Annotated in this window: 13 protein-coding genes; 5 read left to right on the top strand and 8 right to left on the bottom strand. The window is 69.5% G+C overall.

Annotated features, from left to right (window positions below):
• Positions 1 to 145 precede the first annotated feature (145 nt).
• From DPQ65_RS09755 to pheA, 3 genes are all read left to right on the top strand, one after another.
• A complete protein-coding gene (locus DPQ65_RS09755) occupies positions 146 to 1,747 on the top strand; it encodes a sugar transferase (RefSeq protein ID WP_162802148.1) in 1,602 nt (533 codons plus the stop codon).
• 119 nt (positions 1,748 to 1,866) lie between these two features.
• The gene (locus DPQ65_RS09750) at positions 1,867 to 2,832 is read left to right on the top strand and encodes a zinc-binding dehydrogenase (RefSeq protein WP_114907158.1); all 966 of its coding nucleotides are present in this window, start codon (positions 1,867 to 1,869) and stop codon (positions 2,830 to 2,832) included.
• Complete coding sequence (gene pheA, locus DPQ65_RS09745) at positions 2,829 to 3,746, top strand: prephenate dehydratase (protein WP_202863072.1); 918 nt, start codon at positions 2,829 to 2,831, stop codon at positions 3,744 to 3,746. Before DPQ65_RS09750 ends, pheA begins: the two co-directional genes overlap by 4 nt.
• A gap of 18 nt (positions 3,747 to 3,764) precedes the next feature.
• On the opposite strand, the gene DPQ65_RS09740 is transcribed toward pheA, so the two are convergent.
• The 7 genes from DPQ65_RS09740 to DPQ65_RS09710 all read right to left on the bottom strand — a co-directional run bounded on the left by DPQ65_RS09740 (position 3,765) and on the right by DPQ65_RS09710 (position 12,555).
• Positions 3,765 to 4,424: a GDSL-type esterase/lipase family protein gene (locus tag DPQ65_RS09740; protein ID WP_114907157.1), complete on the bottom strand. Its 660-nt coding sequence runs from the start codon at positions 4,422 to 4,424 to the stop codon at positions 3,765 to 3,767.
• Between the two features lie 12 nt (positions 4,425 to 4,436).
• Positions 4,437 to 4,616: a DUF6104 family protein gene (locus tag DPQ65_RS09735; RefSeq protein ID WP_114907156.1), complete on the bottom strand. Its 180-nt coding sequence runs from the start codon at positions 4,614 to 4,616 to the stop codon at positions 4,437 to 4,439.
• 9 nt (positions 4,617 to 4,625) lie between these two features.
• Entirely contained in the window at positions 4,626 to 5,678 is a 1,053-nt protein-coding gene (locus tag DPQ65_RS09730; RefSeq protein WP_114907155.1) for a GNAT family N-acetyltransferase, read from the bottom strand.
• A 41-nt stretch (positions 5,679 to 5,719) separates the two neighbouring features.
• Positions 5,720 to 9,598: a multifunctional oxoglutarate decarboxylase/oxoglutarate dehydrogenase thiamine pyrophosphate-binding subunit/dihydrolipoyllysine-residue succinyltransferase subunit gene (locus DPQ65_RS09725; protein ID WP_114907154.1), complete on the bottom strand. Its 3,879-nt coding sequence runs from the start codon at positions 9,596 to 9,598 to the stop codon at positions 5,720 to 5,722.
• 186 nt (positions 9,599 to 9,784) lie between these two features.
• Positions 9,785 to 10,618, bottom strand: a complete 834-nt coding sequence (locus DPQ65_RS09720; RefSeq protein ID WP_114907153.1) for an ABC transporter permease subunit — start codon at positions 10,616 to 10,618, stop codon at positions 9,785 to 9,787.
• A complete protein-coding gene (locus DPQ65_RS09715; RefSeq protein WP_114907152.1) occupies positions 10,615 to 11,670 on the bottom strand; it encodes an ABC transporter ATP-binding protein in 1,056 nt (351 codons plus the stop codon). Before DPQ65_RS09715 ends, DPQ65_RS09720 begins: the two co-directional genes overlap by 4 nt.
• 120 nt (positions 11,671 to 11,790) lie before the next feature.
• A complete protein-coding gene (locus DPQ65_RS09710; protein WP_162802147.1) occupies positions 11,791 to 12,555 on the bottom strand; it encodes a TetR/AcrR family transcriptional regulator in 765 nt (254 codons plus the stop codon).
• Between the two features lie 95 nt (positions 12,556 to 12,650).
• On the opposite strand from DPQ65_RS09710, the gene DPQ65_RS09705 reads away from it, so the two are divergent.
• The gene (locus DPQ65_RS09705; protein WP_238146771.1) at positions 12,651 to 13,601 is read left to right on the top strand and encodes an ATP-binding cassette domain-containing protein; all 951 of its coding nucleotides are present in this window, start codon (positions 12,651 to 12,653) and stop codon (positions 13,599 to 13,601) included.
• On the top strand, positions 13,598 to 14,494 hold the full coding sequence (locus DPQ65_RS09700) for an ABC transporter permease (RefSeq protein WP_114907149.1): 897 nt from the start codon (positions 13,598 to 13,600) through the stop codon (positions 14,492 to 14,494). The genes DPQ65_RS09705 and DPQ65_RS09700 overlap by 4 nt, the downstream gene beginning before the upstream one ends.
• A gap of 63 nt (positions 14,495 to 14,557) precedes the next feature.
• Here DPQ65_RS09700 and DPQ65_RS09695 read toward each other — a convergent pair whose 3' ends face one another.
• Positions 14,558 to 15,985: an aldehyde dehydrogenase family protein gene (locus DPQ65_RS09695; protein ID WP_114907148.1), complete on the bottom strand. Its 1,428-nt coding sequence runs from the start codon at positions 15,983 to 15,985 to the stop codon at positions 14,558 to 14,560.
• Between the last annotated feature and the right edge of the window lie 80 nt (positions 15,986 to 16,065).

Here is a 16,065-nt window from a genome sequence, read left to right as displayed (position 1 = left end):
TCCCGACGCGCCCGCGCGAGTCCGCTGACCTGCGACTTTATGACGATTTCCCGTTTGGGGTGGCGCATCTGTCAGTAAACAACTAGCCTGCAAATGGTCATGAATCGGTAAAGGCCGGTTCTGTCGAAGGACAAACGGGGTGCTCATGACGACGCAGCAGAGCAGTGACCTGCAGCGACTCTCGCTGCATCGGTCCTCCTCATCAGTCGACAGCGCCCAGGTGGCATCGCCCCGCCCGACACCGCTCTTCGTCGTTCCGGAGACCCTCGCCGACCTGGCTGCCCCCGAACCCCGACGTGGAGCGGGACCGACCCGGGCACGCAACTATCTCGCCGGTCACCTGCAGTGGTTGCGGATCGCCGACCTGGCCGTGATCCTCGCGGCGCTGACCATCACCACCATCACGCGGTTCGGGCTCACTGAAGCCAACCTGACGACCGCCACGACCGCCACGACGCGGCAGGGCTGGGCCTACTGGCAGATCGGTCTGGTGCTGGCCGTGGCCTGGGTGCTGATGCTCCAGGTGCACTCCGCCTATGACGGGCGGTTCAGTGGTCACGGCGTCCAGGAGTATCGCAACGTCTTCCAGGCCTCGCTCTGGCTCTTCGCCGTGGTGGCGGTCCTCGCCTATGCCCTCAAGCAGGACGTGGCGCGGGGGTATGTGCTGCTGGCCTTCCCGCTGGGCACGCTGCTCCTGCTCGCATCCCGGTGGGGTGCCCGACGGTGGCTGGTCCACCAACGGCGCGCCGGGATGCTCTCCGACCAGGTGCTGCTGGTCGGCAACCAGGAGCAGGTGACCGACCTCGTGGTCGCGCTGCGGCGCACCCCGGACGCCGGCTACCACGTGCTCGGTGCCTGCGTCGACGACGCCGACGGTGACCTCGTCGCCGGCGTCCCGGTGGTCGGCACGGAAAGCGATGTGCTGATCCGGGGCATCGAGATGGACGTCGACGTGATCGCTGTCTCCTCCTCCGCCGGCCTCGGCGGCGCTGGGCTCCGGCGACTGGGCTGGGCTCTGGAGGGCACCGACATCGACCTGGTCGTCGCCCCCGGCATCATGGACGTCGCTGGCCCCCGGGTGCTGACCCGCCCGGTGCAGGGCCTGCCGCTGATCCATGTGGAGGCGCCCAGCTTCACCGGTCCGAGCCTGGTCGTCAAGAACATGATGGACCGCATCGGGGCCGCCGTGATCATGCTCCTGCTGCTCCCGATCTTCCTCGCGGTGGCCGTGCTGATCGTGATCGACGACCGGGGCCCGATCTTCTTCCGCCAGGAACGGGTCGGTCGGGACGGACAGACCTTCCGGATGCTCAAGTTCCGGACCATGATCACCGATGCCGAGTCCGTGCTGCCCCAGCTGATGGCGGCCAACGAGGCAGCCGGCCCGCTGTTCAAGTTGCAGGACGACCCGCGGGTCACCCGGATCGGCCGGGTGCTGCGCAAATACAGCCTGGATGAGTTCCCGCAGCTCCTCAATGTGATCCGCGGCGAGATGAGTCTGGTCGGTCCACGCCCTCCGTTGCCCCGGGAGGTGGCTGCCTACGAGTCCGACACGCGACGACGGCTGCTGGTCAAGCCGGGCATGACGGGCATGTGGCAGATCAGCGGACGCAGCAACCTGTCCTGGTCCGAGTCCGTGCGACTGGACCTCTACTACGTGGAGAACTGGACGCCGCTGCTCGACATCATGATCATGTGGCGCACGTTCCGTGTGGTGATCCGACCCGAGGGTGCTGGAGCCTACTGATCCCTGCGGTCGCCGACCTCGCGCCAACAGGCCGGTGGTGACCCTGCTCAGCAGGCCGGTGGTGACCCTGCTCAACAGGCCGGTGGTGACCCTGCTCAACAGGCCGATAACGTGTCCTCATGCTTGCTGCCTATGCCGCTGAGATCCATCCCGATGACCCGGTCGCGGGGCTGGTGGTCGGGGAGCGACCGGAGCCCGAGGTCCCCGACGGGTGGGTGAAGGTCGACGTCCGTGCCGCCGCCCTGAACCACCACGACGTCTGGTCACTGCGTGGGGTCGGTCTCGGGCAGGACAAACTGCCCATGATCCTGGGGTGCGACGCCGCCGGTGTCGACCAGGACGGCCGGGAGGTGCTCGTCCACGCCGTCGTCTCCTCGCCCGGGTGGACCGGGGAGCAGACCCTCGACCCCCGCCGCTCCCTGCTGTCCGAGCGCTATCAGGGCACCCTGGCCGAGCAGGTCGTGGTGCCCGCCGGCAACCTGGTGCCCAAGCCACCCGGCCTCTCCTTCGAGGAGGCGGCCTGCCTGCCCACCGCTTTCCTGACCGCCTACAAGATGCTGTGCGTCAACGGGGCTCCCCCCGGGTCGACGGTGCTCGTGCAGGGCGTCGGTGGGGGCGTGGCCACCGCGGCCATCGGCATCGGGGCCGCCACCGGTTATCGGGTGTGGGCGACGAGCCGGGACGAGGCACGCCGGCAGCGTGCCCTGGAGCTCGGCGCGGAAGCGGTCTTCGCTCCCGGCGAGCGGCTGCCCGAGCGGGTCGATGTGGTCCTGGAGACCGTCGGGGCGGCGACCTGGTCGCACTCGGTGTCCAGCCTGCGACCCGGCGGCACCCTCGTGATCGCGGGTGCCACCTCCGGGGACGCACCCACGAAGGCGGAACTGACCAGGATCTTCTTCCACCAACTGCGGGTGCAGGGCTCCACGATGGGCAACCGCGAGCAGCTGGTGCAGGTCTCCCGGCTCATGGAGCAGACCGGCCTGCGGCCGGTGATCGACCGGGTGATCCCGTTGGCTGACGCGGCGGACGGCATCGCCGCGCTGGCCGCCGGTGAGGTCTTCGGCAAGGTCGTGCTGACCCCGTGAGCGGGGGTGGCCTGGGCTTCCTCGGCCCAGCGGGGACCTTCACCGAGGCAGCCCTGCGGCGGCTCGACCCGGTCGCAGCCGAGACCGCCTGGGCGGCGCCCAACGTGCCGGCGGCACTGCAGGCGGTGCGTGAAGGCTCCCTCGACGCGGCACTGGTGCCCTTTGAGAACTCGGTGGAGGGCTCGGTCTCGGCCACCCTCGATGAGCTGATCCGCGGCGAACCCCTCGTGATCACCGCGGAGGTCCACGTGGAGGTGGAGTTCGCCCTGATGGCGCGGTCCGGCACGCAGTTGTCCGCGGTGCGACGGGTTGCCACGCACCCGGTGGCCATCGCCCAGACGCGGGAGTGGCTGGCGGCTCACCTCCCCGACGCCGAGGTGATCCCGGAGTCCTCGACGGCCCGCGCTGCCGTCCTCGTGGCGGCGGAGGTCTATGACGCGGCCATCGCCGCTCCTCTGGCGGCCGAGCGCCACGACCTGGTGGTGCTGGAGGACGGGATCGCCGACCGTCAGGGGGCCGTCACCCGGTTCATCCGGCTGGCTCGTCCCGGGGTGGTGCCCGAGGCGACCGGGGCCGACGTCACGACGGTCGTGGCGTATCTGCGACACAACCACGCCGGTGCGTTGCTCGACCTGCTCAATCAGTTCGCGATGCGCGGGGTCGACCTGGTGCGCCTCGAGTCACGACCGACGGGGGAGGCCTTGGGGCAGTACTGCTTCGCGATCGAGGCTCTAGGACATCTCAGCGAGCCGCGTGTGGCGGAGGCACTCGCCGGGCTGCGCCGGATCTGTGCCGACGTGCGTTATCTCGGGTCCTACCCACGGGCTGATGGTGCGCCAGCCGCCGTCCCCGACGTGGCGACCGCAGCGGCCTATGAGGAGTCTCGCGCGTGGCTCGACGGGCTCAGCCGCTGACCCCATCGCTCGACGGGCTCAGCCGTTGATCTTGAGCCAACCCTGCCAGTTCGCGTGGAGGACCAACCAGGCCATCAGGCCGTAGCCTGCCTGGCCCGGGTGCACCCCGTCGCCCGCGGCGAGGTCGGACTGCCACTGGTCGTGGTCCCGCAGCGGGTGGAAGCAGTCGACATAGGGGACCGACCGCCGGGCGCAGACATCGGCCTGGGCATCGGCCAGCACCTCGAGGCGTTGGTTCACCTCGGCGTCGAGCGTCGGGGTCGGGCCCACGACGAAGGTGCCGATGCCCGTCGTGGTGGCCTCGTCCAGGATGTTGGCCAGGTTGAGTCGCGAGCGAGCGGTCGTGATGCCTGCTGCGATGTCGGTCGCGCCGACCCCGACGACGAGACGTCGCTCGGAGCGGCCGCTCCACCGCGGTGCGCACTCGCCGCGCCAGCGCGTCATCACGTCGGCGCTGGACTCGCCGCGCACGCCCAGGTTGTAGGCGGTCAGGTCAGCGTCCGCGACCGGGCTGCGGCCCACGACCCGGCTGACCCAGCCGAGGGCCTTCGGGTCGCCGTATCCGGCGACGAAGCCGTCGCCCACGAAACAGAGCCCGATATCGCGGGGGCCGTCAGCGACGTGGAACTCGGCGCTGGGGTTGAACTCCACGACGGACTCGTCGTCGGCGGGTGTCACAGGTGTCCTCCATCATTCGTCATCATCGTCATCCAACCGGGCCAGCCAGGTGGCGAGTCGGTCAGTGGCCGTCTCGAACTCTGGGTGCACGTCGACAAAGGTGCGCAACTGCTCGGAGAGCCACGCAAGAGTGACCTCCTCCTCGCCACGTCGGGTGGCTAGCTCCTCGATGCCGCGGTCGGTGAAGTACACAGCCGCAGACTAACCCGCCGAGGCGGCCACATCCTTGTGCCACGACTCTGTCACGTAGACCGTCTGCCAACCCAACGCGGTGTAGAGCCCGTCGGCGCCGGTGGGGGACTGCGCGTCGACCTCCAGGCCCACCCGGTTGCGTCCGCGTGCGGCGGCGTCGGCGACCACCGCCCACAGAAGGGCCTTGGCCACTCCGCGGCCCCGGGCGCTGGAGTGGACGCCGATGTACTCGATGTAGGAACCGTCGGGCACCGGGTTGCCAGCGGCGTCCAAGCGGCCGGTGACCGTGGTGCCCACCAGTGCCCCGGCCGGTCGCCCGTCGACCTCGGCCAGCCACCAGTGGTCCCAGCGGTGCCCCGGGTCGGCGCGCAGCCGTGCCAGGAACTCCTCGAAGGTCTCCCGGTAGTTGTTGAAGTGGTCCGCGAAGGACTCCTCGAGGATCTCGTGGACCGCGTGCAGGTCCGCGTCCTCCGGCAGCCCCACCGCGTCGTCCCGGCGGACTCTGCGCACCACGACGCCCTCACGGGGCTCGGGATGGTCGGTCGCCTCGGCAGGGGTGACGGGACGCTCCATCTGCCACCACGTGCGCACCAGGCGGAACCCCGCCTGCTTCAGCCAGCGGTCCTGGCGCTCATCGTCCTCGAAGGCTCCGGAGTCCATCTGGGTCGCGGCGAGCCCGCGATCGCGGGCGATGTCGGCCGAGATCTGCTCCGCCAGCGCGAAGCAGTAGGCCGCCACCGGCTCGGCCAGCTCCGCGGTCAGGTCCGGGTCGACCGTGACCCCCACCAGCACGCGGCCGGCGGCACGGTCGTGGCAACTCACCCACGCACGCGCGGTGCCCTCGCCGTCCCGCACCAGCCAGTTCGTGCGCATGACGGCGCCATGGCCGGTCACGTCTGCCGTGACCTGCTCACTGTCCGCCCCCGGCCAGCCCCGCGCCTGCTTCTCGTGCCGCCGCAGCAGCCGGACCAGGTCTTCGACGTCGCGGTCGGTGGGTTCCTGCGACGTCCACCCTGGCGGAAGCGTCGTGCCGGACGTGGTGGTGACCTCGGGTGAACTCATGGGCGACAGTATTTCAGAGCGACCGGACCGTGCCCGACCCCTCAGCGGTCGAAGGCGCCCCTGAGCAGCGCCTCCTGCTCGACGGCGTGCACCTTGGCCGAGCCCGTGGCCGGCGAGGCCGAGGCGGGACGCGACACGACCCGCAGGGGCCGGTCCTCACCGTGCTGTGCCATCGACTCGGGCAGGTTGAGCGCCATGAACGGCCAGGCTCCCTGGTTCTTCGGCTCGTTCTGCACCCAGACCAGCTCGGCGTTCGGGAACGCCTTGACCTGCTCGGCGACCTCGCGGCCGGGGACCGGGTAGAGCTGCTCGACCCGGATGATCGCGGTGCGCTCATCCTCCCGCTTGGTGCGCTCGTCCTCGAGCTCGTAGGTCAGCTTGCTGCTGACCAGGAGCACGCGGTCGACCTTCTCGGCGTCCAGCTCGACGCGGTCCGGAAGAACCGGGGCGAAGGTGCCGGTGGTGAAGTCCTCCGGGCTGCTGCCTGCCGACTTCAGCCGCAGCATGGCCTTCGGGGTGAACACGATCAGCGGCTTGCGCGGACGCTGGAAGGCCTGCTTGCGCAGCAGGTGGAAGTAGGAGGCAGGGGTGGAGGGATAGGCCACCGTCATGTTGTCCTCGGCACACAGCTGCAGGAACCGCTCGATGCGGGCCGAGGAGTGGTCCGGCCCCTGGCCCTCGTAACCGTGGGGGAGGAGGAGCACAACCGAGGAGCGCTGGTCCCACTTCTGCTCGGAGGAGGAGACGAACTCGTCGATGACGGTCTGCGCGCCGTTGACGAAGTCGCCGAACTGCGCCTCCCACAGCACCAGTGCGTCCGGGCGCTCGACGGAGTAGCCGTACTCGAAGCCCATCGCGGCGTACTCACTGAGCAGCGAGTCGTAGATCCAGAACTTGGCCTGGTCCTCGGACAGGTGCAGCAGGGGGTTCCACTCGGTGGCATTGGTCTTGTCGGTCAGCACCGCGTGGCGCTGCACGAACGTGCCGCGACGGGTGTCCTGGCCAGCAAAGCGCACGGGGGTGCCCTCCACCAGGAGCGAGCCGATCGCGAGCAGCTCACCCATCGCCCAGTCGACGCCACCCTCGCGGGTCATCTGCTGGCGGCGCTCCATGAGCTGAGCCAACTTGGGGTGGACCGTGAACCCGTCGGGGGTGTTCGCGAAGGCGTCACCGATCTTCTCGACGAGCTCACTGGAGATCCGGGTCTGGTGCGGCTTGCGCGGAGCGCGGTCATCCTCGTCCTGGGCGCGGGGCCGGTCGAGCTGACCGGTCGTGCCGTCCTCACCCTTCAGAGCCGCCTTCGTCTCGGTGAAGACATGCTCCAGCTGGTGCTGGTAGTCCCGCAGCGCGTTCTCGGCGTCGTCGATGGTGATGTCGCCGCGACCGACCAGGGACTCGGTGTAGAGCTTGCGCACCGAGCGCTTGTTCTCGATCAGGTCATACATCAACGGCTGGGTCATCGAGGGGTCGTCACCCTCGTTGTGACCGCGCCGGCGGTAGCAGACCATGTCGATCACGACGTCCTTGTTGAACTGCTGGCGGTACTCGTAGGCCAGCTCGGCGACGCGCACACAGGCCTCGGGGTCATCACCGTTGACGTGGAAGATCGGGGCCTGGACCATGCGGGCCACATCGGTGCAGTAGACCGTGGACCGCGATGCCTCCGGGCTGGTGGTGAAGCCCACCTGGTTGTTGATGACCACGTGGATCGTCCCGCCCGTGCGGTAGCCACGCAGCTGGGACAGGTTGAGGGTCTCGGCGACCACACCCTGTCCCGCGAAGGCCGCATCGCCGTGCATCAGCACCGGCAGCACGGTGAAGGACTCCCCAGCCAGGTCGAGGCGGTCCTGCTTGGCCCGCACGATGCCCTCCAGGACCGGGTTGACGGCCTCCAGGTGCGAGGGGTTGGCCGCGAGGTAGACCTGGGTGGACATGCCGCTCTCGGTGACGAACTCGCCCTCGGTGCCGAGGTGGTACTTCACGTCGCCGGAGCCCTGGACGGACCCGGCAGCCTGCTTGCCCTCGAACTCACGGAAGATCTGACCGTAGGACTTGCCCGCGAGGTTGGCCAGGACGTTGAGTCGGCCACGGTGCGGCATCCCGATGCAGACCTCGTCCAGGCCGTCGTTGGCCGAGTCGGTGAGGATCTGGTCCAGCAGCGCGATGACGGACTCACCGCCCTCGAGGCTGAACCGCTTCTGCCCGACGAACTTGGTCTGCAGGAAGGTCTCGAAGGCCTCTGCGGCGTTGAGGCGCCGCAGGATGCGCAGCTGCTCGTCCGCCGACGTCTTCTCATAGGGGATCTCGACGTGCCGCTGGATCCAGGCCCGCTCTTCCGGGTCCTGGATGTGCATGTACTCGATGCCGATGGTGCGGCAGTAGGAGTCCCGCAGGATCCCCAGGATCTTGCGGAGCGTCAGGCGCGCCGAGCCACCGAAACCGCCCGTGGGGAAGCTGCGCTCCAGGTCCCACAGCGTCAGACCGTGGTTGGTGATGTCCAGGTCGTGGTGCCGCCGCTGGCGGTACTCCAGCGGGTCGGTGTCGGCCATCAGGTGACCACGGACCCGGTAGGCGTGGATCAGCTCCTGGACGCGCGAGGCCTTGGAGACGTCGTCGTCGTGGCTGGCGGTGACATCGGGTGCCCAGCGGACCGGCTCGTAGGGGATCCGCAGCCCGGTGAAGATGTCGTCGTAGAACCCGTCGGCCCCCAGCAGCAGCTGGTGGAGCACGCGCAGGAACTCGCCTGACTGAGCGCCCTGGATGATCCGGTGGTCGTAGGTCGAGGTGAGCGTCAGCACCTTACTCACCGCCGCGCGTGCGATGGCCTCGCTGCTGGCGCCCTCCCACTCCGCGGGGTAGTCCAGGGTGCCGACACCGATGATCGCGCCCTGACCGGGCATCAGTCGCGGCACGGACGAGACGGTGCCGATGCCGCCGGGGTTGGTCAACGAGATGGTGGTGCCCTGGTAGTCCTCCAGGGTCAGCTTGTTGTCGCGGGCCTTGGCGACCAGGTCCTCGTAGGCGCCCCAGAAGTTGGCGAAGTCCATCGACTCGGCGCCCTTGATGTTGGGCACGACGAGCTGGCGGGTCCCGTCTGGCTTGGGCAGGTCGATGGCCAGACCGAAGTTGACGTGGGCCGGCTCCACGATGTGTGGCTTGCCGTCCTGCTCGGTGTAGCTGTTGTTCATCTCGGGCATCGCCTGCAGGGCCTTCACCATGGCGTAGCCGATGAGGTGGGTGAAGGACACCTTGCCGCCGCGGCTGCGCGACAGGTGGTTGTTGATCACGATGCGGTTGTCGATGAGCAGCTTCGCCGGGATCGCGCGCAGGCTGGTCGCCGTCGGCACCGTGAGGCTCTGCTCCATGTTGGTGACAGTGCGTGCGGTGGCACCGCGCAGCTTGGTCACCTGTGACTCCGACTGGGGCTTGGCCGACTTGCGTGCGGGGGCGTCCCGCGGGGTCGGCGCACCGCCGTCCGACTTGGACTCGGCCGACTTGGACTCGGCCGGCTTGTCGGGAGCAGCCTTCGTCTCGGCAGCCTTGTCGGGAGCAGTCTTCGTCTCGGCCGACTTGTCGGGAGCAGCCTTCGTCTCGGCAGCCTTCGCGGGAGCCTTCGCCTCGGCGGACTTGGTCTGCGCCGGTGCGGGGTCCGCGGGGACCGGCTTGGCAGCCGGGGCGGGCTGACCCTGCGCGTCCGACGTCTCCGGGCGCTTCTGCTCGCCGACCGGACCGTCAGCGGCCTTCTCCTTGGTCATCGACTCGGTCGGCGCACCTCCGTCACGGCCGGCAAAGAACTCGCGCCACACGACGTCGACGGATTGTGGGTCCGCCAGATAGCGCTCGCGCATGTCCTCCACGAGCCACTCGTTGGCCCCGAAGTCTGCCAGGGGGTTGTCGCTGCTGGGGGAGTGGTTCGCCACGGCGTGCGCGCCTCTTTCTCACAGGTAGTCGGCCGAACTTGTGTGGCAAGCCTATCCCTGATGCGCGCTATCCCGCACAGCCGGCCCCGCGGGTCCGGAGACAGTTCCCGCGGACCCGGCCATGGCCTCCCGGCCGTGTCCCCGCCCCAGGTCTTCGGAGCCTCGGCTGAGGGCCGCTGAGGCGGGTCAGGCGATGTCCCGTCGCCGGGTCAGCAGCAGGCCGATGAGCGTCATGACCAGGGCGTAGCACAGCAGGGTCACCGCGCCGCCCCACCAGGTGAGCTGGTCGCCGCCGGCACCCATGGCCTCGGCCAGGGCGGGATCGACACCATCGAAGACCGACAGTGTCGCCGTGGTGGCCTGACTCGGGAAGAACTTCGCCAGCACGTCCACGCCCTCGAAGAAGGACAGGGCGAGCGCGACCAGCGGCTCGACGATGAGGGTGATCGCGATGCCGAGGAAGAGGGCGGCGACCTGGTTGGGGATCAGCACGCCCAGACCCAGCCCGATCAGGCCCCAGACGACGAGGATCAGGGCCATCAGCGCGAAGGTCTGAGCGAGGGCCCCCGCGTCCGGGAAGAGGGTCACGCCGGCGGTGCTGAGCAGGATGCCGCCGCCCAGGACGGACCCGGCGATGTGCGCGACGGCGTTGACGACCAGGATGACCACGAGGGCGGCCACCTTGGCCAGGACCACCTGGTGGCGCCGGGGCCCGGCCAGGAAGGTGTTGGAGATCGTCTTGTGCCGGAACTCCTGCCCCATGCTGAGCACGCCGATCACCAGGGCGAGCATGTAGCCGAACTGGATGCCGGCGCTGTAGATCATCCGGACCAGCGTCAGCTCGGGCATGGCGTCCTTGACGCTGACCATGGCCTGGCCCACGGGCATCTCGCCGTAGAGGGTGAAGTAGCCGGTGAACGCGGCGAAGAGCGCACCGACGAAGAACATCGCCAGCGTCATGCCCCACCACATCCGGGTGGAGAAGTACTTGCGCAGCTCGGAACGGATCAGGTGACTCATCGCTGGCCCCCCCGCGTCGTGTCCGGACCGGGACCGGGTATGCCGGGTGCTCCCGGTGGTTGGTCGACCGGCGGGCCGGAGGGTGGTGGCCCAGCCTCGGACCGGTTGCGGTTCTGCCGCTCGGGTGACTCGGTGAGCTGGAAGTAGAGGCGCTCCAGGTCGGTGCGCAGGATCCGCAGCTCGTGGACAGGCACCCCGGCCGCCAGGGCGATGTCACCGACACGCACGAGGTCGTCGGTGGTGACCCGGACCGCACCCGGTCCCTGGGCCGCCTCGTCGCCGGCCTCGAGCCCGGCACCCTGCAGGGCCTCGATCAGGCCGCGGGCGTTGCTCGTGCGAACGAGTGCGGTCGACTCGCCGTGCAGCTCTTCCATCGTGCCCTGCCGGACCAGCTCGCCGTTGGCGATGATCACCACGTCGTCGACGGTCTGCTCGACCTCACTGAGCAGGTGCGAGGAGATCAGGATGGTCTTGCCCTGGCTCGCCAGGTGGCGGAGGAAGCCGCGCAGCCAGCGGATTCCCTCGGGGTCTAGCCCGTTGGCCGGCTCGTCGAGGATCAGCACGTGCGGGTCGCCCAGCAGGGCGGCCGCCAACCCCAGGCGCTGGCGCATCCCCATCGAGTAGCCGCCGGCCCGTTTGCGGGCGGCGGCCGGGATCCCGACCAGCGTCAGGAGCTCATCCACCCTGGAGTCCGGTATGCCGTGGGTCGCCGCGAGCACCCGAAGGTGATCCCGACCGCTGCGGCCGGGGTGGAAGTTGGTCGCCTCGAGTGCCGCGCCCACCGTCTGCAGAGGACGATCCAGCTGGGCATAGGTCACGCCGTCGATCAGGCCCGTGCCTGCGGTGGGGCGGATCAGCCCCAGCAGCATGCGCAGCGTGGTGGTCTTGCCAGCACCGTTGGGACCGAGGAACCCGGTGATCCGACCCGGTGCCACCTCGAAGGAGAGGCTGTCCACGGCGACGAAGTCGCCGAACTTCTTGGTCAGGTCGCGCACGACGATAGCGGCGTCGCGGGACCGGGGCGGGTGCTCTGCCGGGGCAGACACGGTCATCAAGGACTTCCCTTCGGGTCGTGGACGGCGGTGACCATCCGGCATACAGCCCATCACGTGCCGGGCGGCCCACGCATCCCCATTCTGGGGGAGATCCGGCGGTCGGGACAGTGACGGTTGTCAGTCGTTGGGGGGAGACGCGTGGCTGGCTGACTCGCGGCGCGCAACCTCTCGCTCCACGCCATCGAGCAGCAGGGTGAGGCCCAGCTCGAAGGTCTCCTCCCACCCGCCGCTGAAGGAGTCCTCCGACATCGCGGCCATGGTGGGGAACCGCCCGGACTCCATGGCCGCCTCCAGGAACGGCAGCTGGAGCTCCCAGAACTCCTCATAGGTCAGGTCTGTCAGCGCCGAGGCCTGATCGAAGAGGACCTCCTGACGGACCGAGCCGGTGACGTAGGCGTCCAGGAGCGTGACGAGCATGATCCGCTCTCGGTCGCTGAAGGGCAGCTCCGTCAGGGACGAGAGAGTGCGCTCCAGGTCGCCGACACTTCCGGGGCCAAGGACCGGCGAGCTCCAGTTGACCTGCAGCAGCCACGGGTGCGCGAGGTACATCTGGCGAGCGTCCTGGGAGATGGTCTCCAGCATGGTGCGCCAGTCGGTGGCCGGAGTGCCGTCCTCGACCGTGCGGACGGTGACGTGGTCCAGGACCAGGTGCATCAGCTCTGCCTTGTCCTGCACGTAGCGGTAGAGCGACATCGTGCCGACGTTCAGCTCCCGGGCGAGAGCGCGCATCGAGAGTGCGTCCAGTCCCTCGGCGTCCGCGATCGCGATCGCGGCCCGCACGATCTGGTCCAGCGTCAGGCTCGGTCGGGGCCCCTTGCGGGCAGGAGGCAGCCCGTGCCAGAGCAGGCGCAGGCTGCGGGTGACGGGGTGCTCACCGGTCAATCTCCACCAGTCCTCCACGGCAGGTCAATTGCTATCTGCGGACACTGTACGCTAGTCTGCTGCGTGCGATGTACCCAGAACATTTTGGAGGAGTTGTGAATCCCTCGGAGTTGACCGTCCGCACGCGCGGACTGACCAAGAGATACGGGGCAAAACTGGCCCTGGACGGGGTCGACCTGTCGGTCCCGCGCGGCACGGTCCACGGCCTCCTCGGTCCGAACGGGGCCGGCAAGACCACGACCGTCCGGATCCTGGCCACGCTCACCCGCAGCGACGCCGGCGAGGCGTCCGTGGCCGGTTATGACGTGCGGACCCAGCCGCGGCAGGTGCGCTCGAGCATCGGACTGGTGGGTCAGCAGACCGCCATCGATGACAAGCTCAGCGCTCGCCAGAACCTCACCACCTTCGGTCGGCTCTTCCGGCTGGACCGGGCCTCGGCGCGACGCCGGGCCGATGAACTGCTGGAGATCTTTGGGTTGCAGGAATCGTCGGGGAGGTCCCCCAAGACCTTCTCGGGTGGGATGCGCCGCCGCCTCGACCTGGCGGCGAGCATGATCCTGGCGCCGGCCGTGTTGTTCCTGGACGAGCCGACGACCGGCCTGGACCCCGCCGGCCGACGCGAGGTCTGGCAGGCCGTGCGCGAGCTCGCGGCCCAGGGGACGACGGTGCTGATGACCACCCACTACCTCGACGAGGCCGACCAGCTCTGCGACCGGATCAGCGTGATCGACCATGGTCGCAACTTCATCGAGGACACCCCCGCCGGGCTGAAGAGGCGCATCGGTGACGAGCGGCTCGAGGTGGCCGTCGCCGACCCGGACGCCCTGTCCGGGGTGGCCGACCTGGTGGCCGGGGTCACCGGGCTGGAGGTGACGGTGGACCGTGAGGCGGGTCGCACCAGCGTCGCCGTGCCCGACGGCGTTGCCGCGCTCACCGCGGTGGCCAGCCGCATCCAGGCCGAACAGATCGAGATCTCCGACATCGGGTTGCGCCGCCCGACCCTGGACGAAGCATTCCTGCACCTGACGAGCGAGGCCACACGATGAGCACCACGGGACGCACTCCGACACCGACCGAAGGCGGCACGCTGGCGGCCGCCCCGGTGCCCGGCACCGAGAAGGACTCGCTGGGCTCCCGGCTGACCTGGGCGCTGCGCGACTGCTGGACCATCGTCGAGCAGGAGCTGACCCACCTGGCGCGTCAGCCGTCCACGTTCGCCTGGCAGCTCGGCATGCCGGTCGTGATGGTGCTGATGTTCGTCTACGTCTTCGGCTCCGCCATGGACGTGACGGGGCAGGGGGCCGGGGAGGGTTACGTCGACTACGCGATGCCCGGGATGTTTGCCATGACCATGGCGTTCGGCTTCATGAACACCGCCTTTGCGGTCACCCTGAACAAGGAGAAGGGCTTCATGGATCGCTATCGGTCCATGCCGATGGCACCATCGGCCGTGGTCACCGGCCGCGGGGTCTCCGACATCATCCAGGCAGCCGTCGACCTGGCGACCATCGCGGGCATCGCCCTGATCGTCGGGTGGCGAGCCGGAGGCAGCCTGGTCGAGACGCTGGCCGCCTTCGGGCTGCTGCTATGGCTCCGCCTGGCCCTGATCTTCGTGGGGATCTACCTCGGCCTGCTCATCAAGAACAGCGAGGTGGCCGGCTCGCTGTTCGCCGTCGCGTTCCCGCTCGGGTTCATCTCCTCGGTCTTCGCGCCGCCGGAGATGATGCCGGGCTGGCTGGGTGCGGTCGCGGCCTGGAACCCGATCTCCTCCACGGCCAACGCGATCCGTGAGCTGTTCGCGACACCGGGGGCCGGGCTGGGTGAGCCCAGCTACTGGATCGACGGCCAGGCACTCCTCGGTGCGGTCGTCTGGCCAGCGCTCATCATGGCGATCTTTGTCCCGCTGGCGGTGCGTCAGTTCCAGAACCTCAGCCGGTGACACCGGGAGCGGTGCGCCGGCCGTGGCGCACCGCTCCCACAGGTGTCGTGTCTCGAGGGCGGGTCAGAGCTTGACGACCACGGTCTTGGTCTGGGTGAAGGCATCGAGTGCCTCATAACCCTTCTCCCGGCCGTAGCCGGACTTGCCCCACCCGCCGAACGGCAGCTCGACGCCGCCGCCGGCGCCGTAGTTGTTGACGAAGACCTGGCCGGCGCGCAGGGCCGAGGCCAGGCGGTGCCCGCGGGAGAGGTCGCTGGTCCACACCGCGGCGAGCAGTCCGTAGTCGGTGCCGTTGGCCAGGGCGACCGCCTCGTCCTCCGCGTCGAAAGCCATCGAGGCGATGACGGGGCCGAACACCTCCTCCTGGGCCAGGCGGCCCTGCGGGTCGACGCCGTGCACCAGGGTGGGGGAGAAGTAGGCGCCCGATGCGAGGTGGTCGCCGTCGGGCCGGGAGCCGCCCACGAGCAGCTCGCCGCCGGCTAGGTCGTCCATGAAACCCTCGACCCGCTGCTGCTGCTTGGCCGACACCAGCGGGCCCAGGTCCGGGTCCTCGGAGCCCGGGCCGATGGTCACGGCGCGGAACCGCTGGATGACCGCATCGAGCAGCTCGTCCTGGACGGCGCGGTGCACGATCAGGCGGGAGCCCGCGGAGCAGGTCTGGCCGGCGTTCTGCAGGACGCCACGCACGACCGCCTCGGCTGCCGCGGTCAGGTCGGCGTCGGCGAAGACGACCTGGGCCGATTTGCCGCCCAGCTCCAACACGGTCGGGACCACCCGGTCCGCCGCAGCGTGGGCGATGAGCGAGCCGACCTCCGTGGACCCGACGAAGCTGAGGTGCGCCACGCCGGGATGCGCCGTCAGCGCGGCACCGGCTTCCGCGCCGGTGCCGGTCACCACGTTGACGATGCCCGCCGGGATCCCGGCCTCGAGCGCCAGTCGCGCGAGAGCCACGGCGGTCCGCGGCGTCTCGTCCGCGGGCTTGACGACCGTGGCATTGCCCGTGGCCACCGCCGCGGCGACCGAGCGAGAGAACAGCTGCATCGGGTAGTTCCACGCGATGACCGAGCCGACGACCCCGAACGGCTCGCGCAGGGTGTAGGCGTGCAGGTCCGGCCCCTTGGGGATGGTCAGGCCGTAGTAGGAGTCGATGGCGTGGGCATAGAAGCGCAGGTAGCGCGCGGCCACGGTCGCGTCGGTGCGTGCCTGGGTCAGGGGTTTGCCGGTGTCCTCGCTCTCCAGCCGGGCCAGCTCCTCGGCGTCCCGGTCCACCAGTGCCGCCCAGGCGGTGAGCAGGTTGGAGCGCTGCTCGGGCGTGGTCCGCACCCAGTCCCGCTGAGCGAGCTCGCCGCTGGAGACGGCCTGGTCGACCTCGTCGGCGCCGCCCCGGGAGACCGGGCCGAGGCTCTGGCCGGTCGCCGGATCGATGTTGTCGTAGGTGTCGCCGCTGGCGACATCGTGCCCGGCGATGAAGGAATGGGTCGGCGTGGTCATGGCACCAGGATCCCACTGCCCGACCACGTCCGTATGCCGGGTGGTCGGCTGGTCGGGCGGCGCACCACGCGCACGGTGTC

Origin of the sequence: Ornithinimicrobium murale (assembly GCF_003352835.1) — a bacterium.
In the GTDB taxonomy this organism is placed as follows: Bacteria; Actinomycetota; Actinomycetes; order Actinomycetales; family Dermatophilaceae; genus Ornithinicoccus; species Ornithinicoccus muralis.
The sequence above is the reverse complement of the archived record's forward strand: the minus strand, read 5'-3'. Positions and strand labels throughout refer to the sequence as shown.

Coding starts and splice junctions, on each gene's coding strand:
- DPQ65_RS09700 (WP_114907149.1), top strand. CDS start 13,598: ATGAGCACCACGGGACGCACTCCGACACCGACCGAAGGCGGCACGCTG.
- DPQ65_RS09695 (WP_114907148.1), bottom strand. CDS start 15,985: ATGACCACGCCGACCCATTCCTTCATCGCCGGGCACGATGTCGCCAGC.
- DPQ65_RS09715 (WP_114907152.1), bottom strand. CDS start 11,670: ATGACCGTGTCTGCCCCGGCAGAGCACCCGCCCCGGTCCCGCGACGCC.
- DPQ65_RS09755 (WP_162802148.1), top strand. CDS start 146: ATGACGACGCAGCAGAGCAGTGACCTGCAGCGACTCTCGCTGCATCGG.
- DPQ65_RS09720 (WP_114907153.1), bottom strand. CDS start 10,618: ATGAGTCACCTGATCCGTTCCGAGCTGCGCAAGTACTTCTCCACCCGG.
- DPQ65_RS09750 (WP_114907158.1), top strand. CDS start 1,867: ATGCTTGCTGCCTATGCCGCTGAGATCCATCCCGATGACCCGGTCGCG.
- DPQ65_RS09730 (WP_114907155.1), bottom strand. CDS start 5,678: ATGAGTTCACCCGAGGTCACCACCACGTCCGGCACGACGCTTCCGCCA.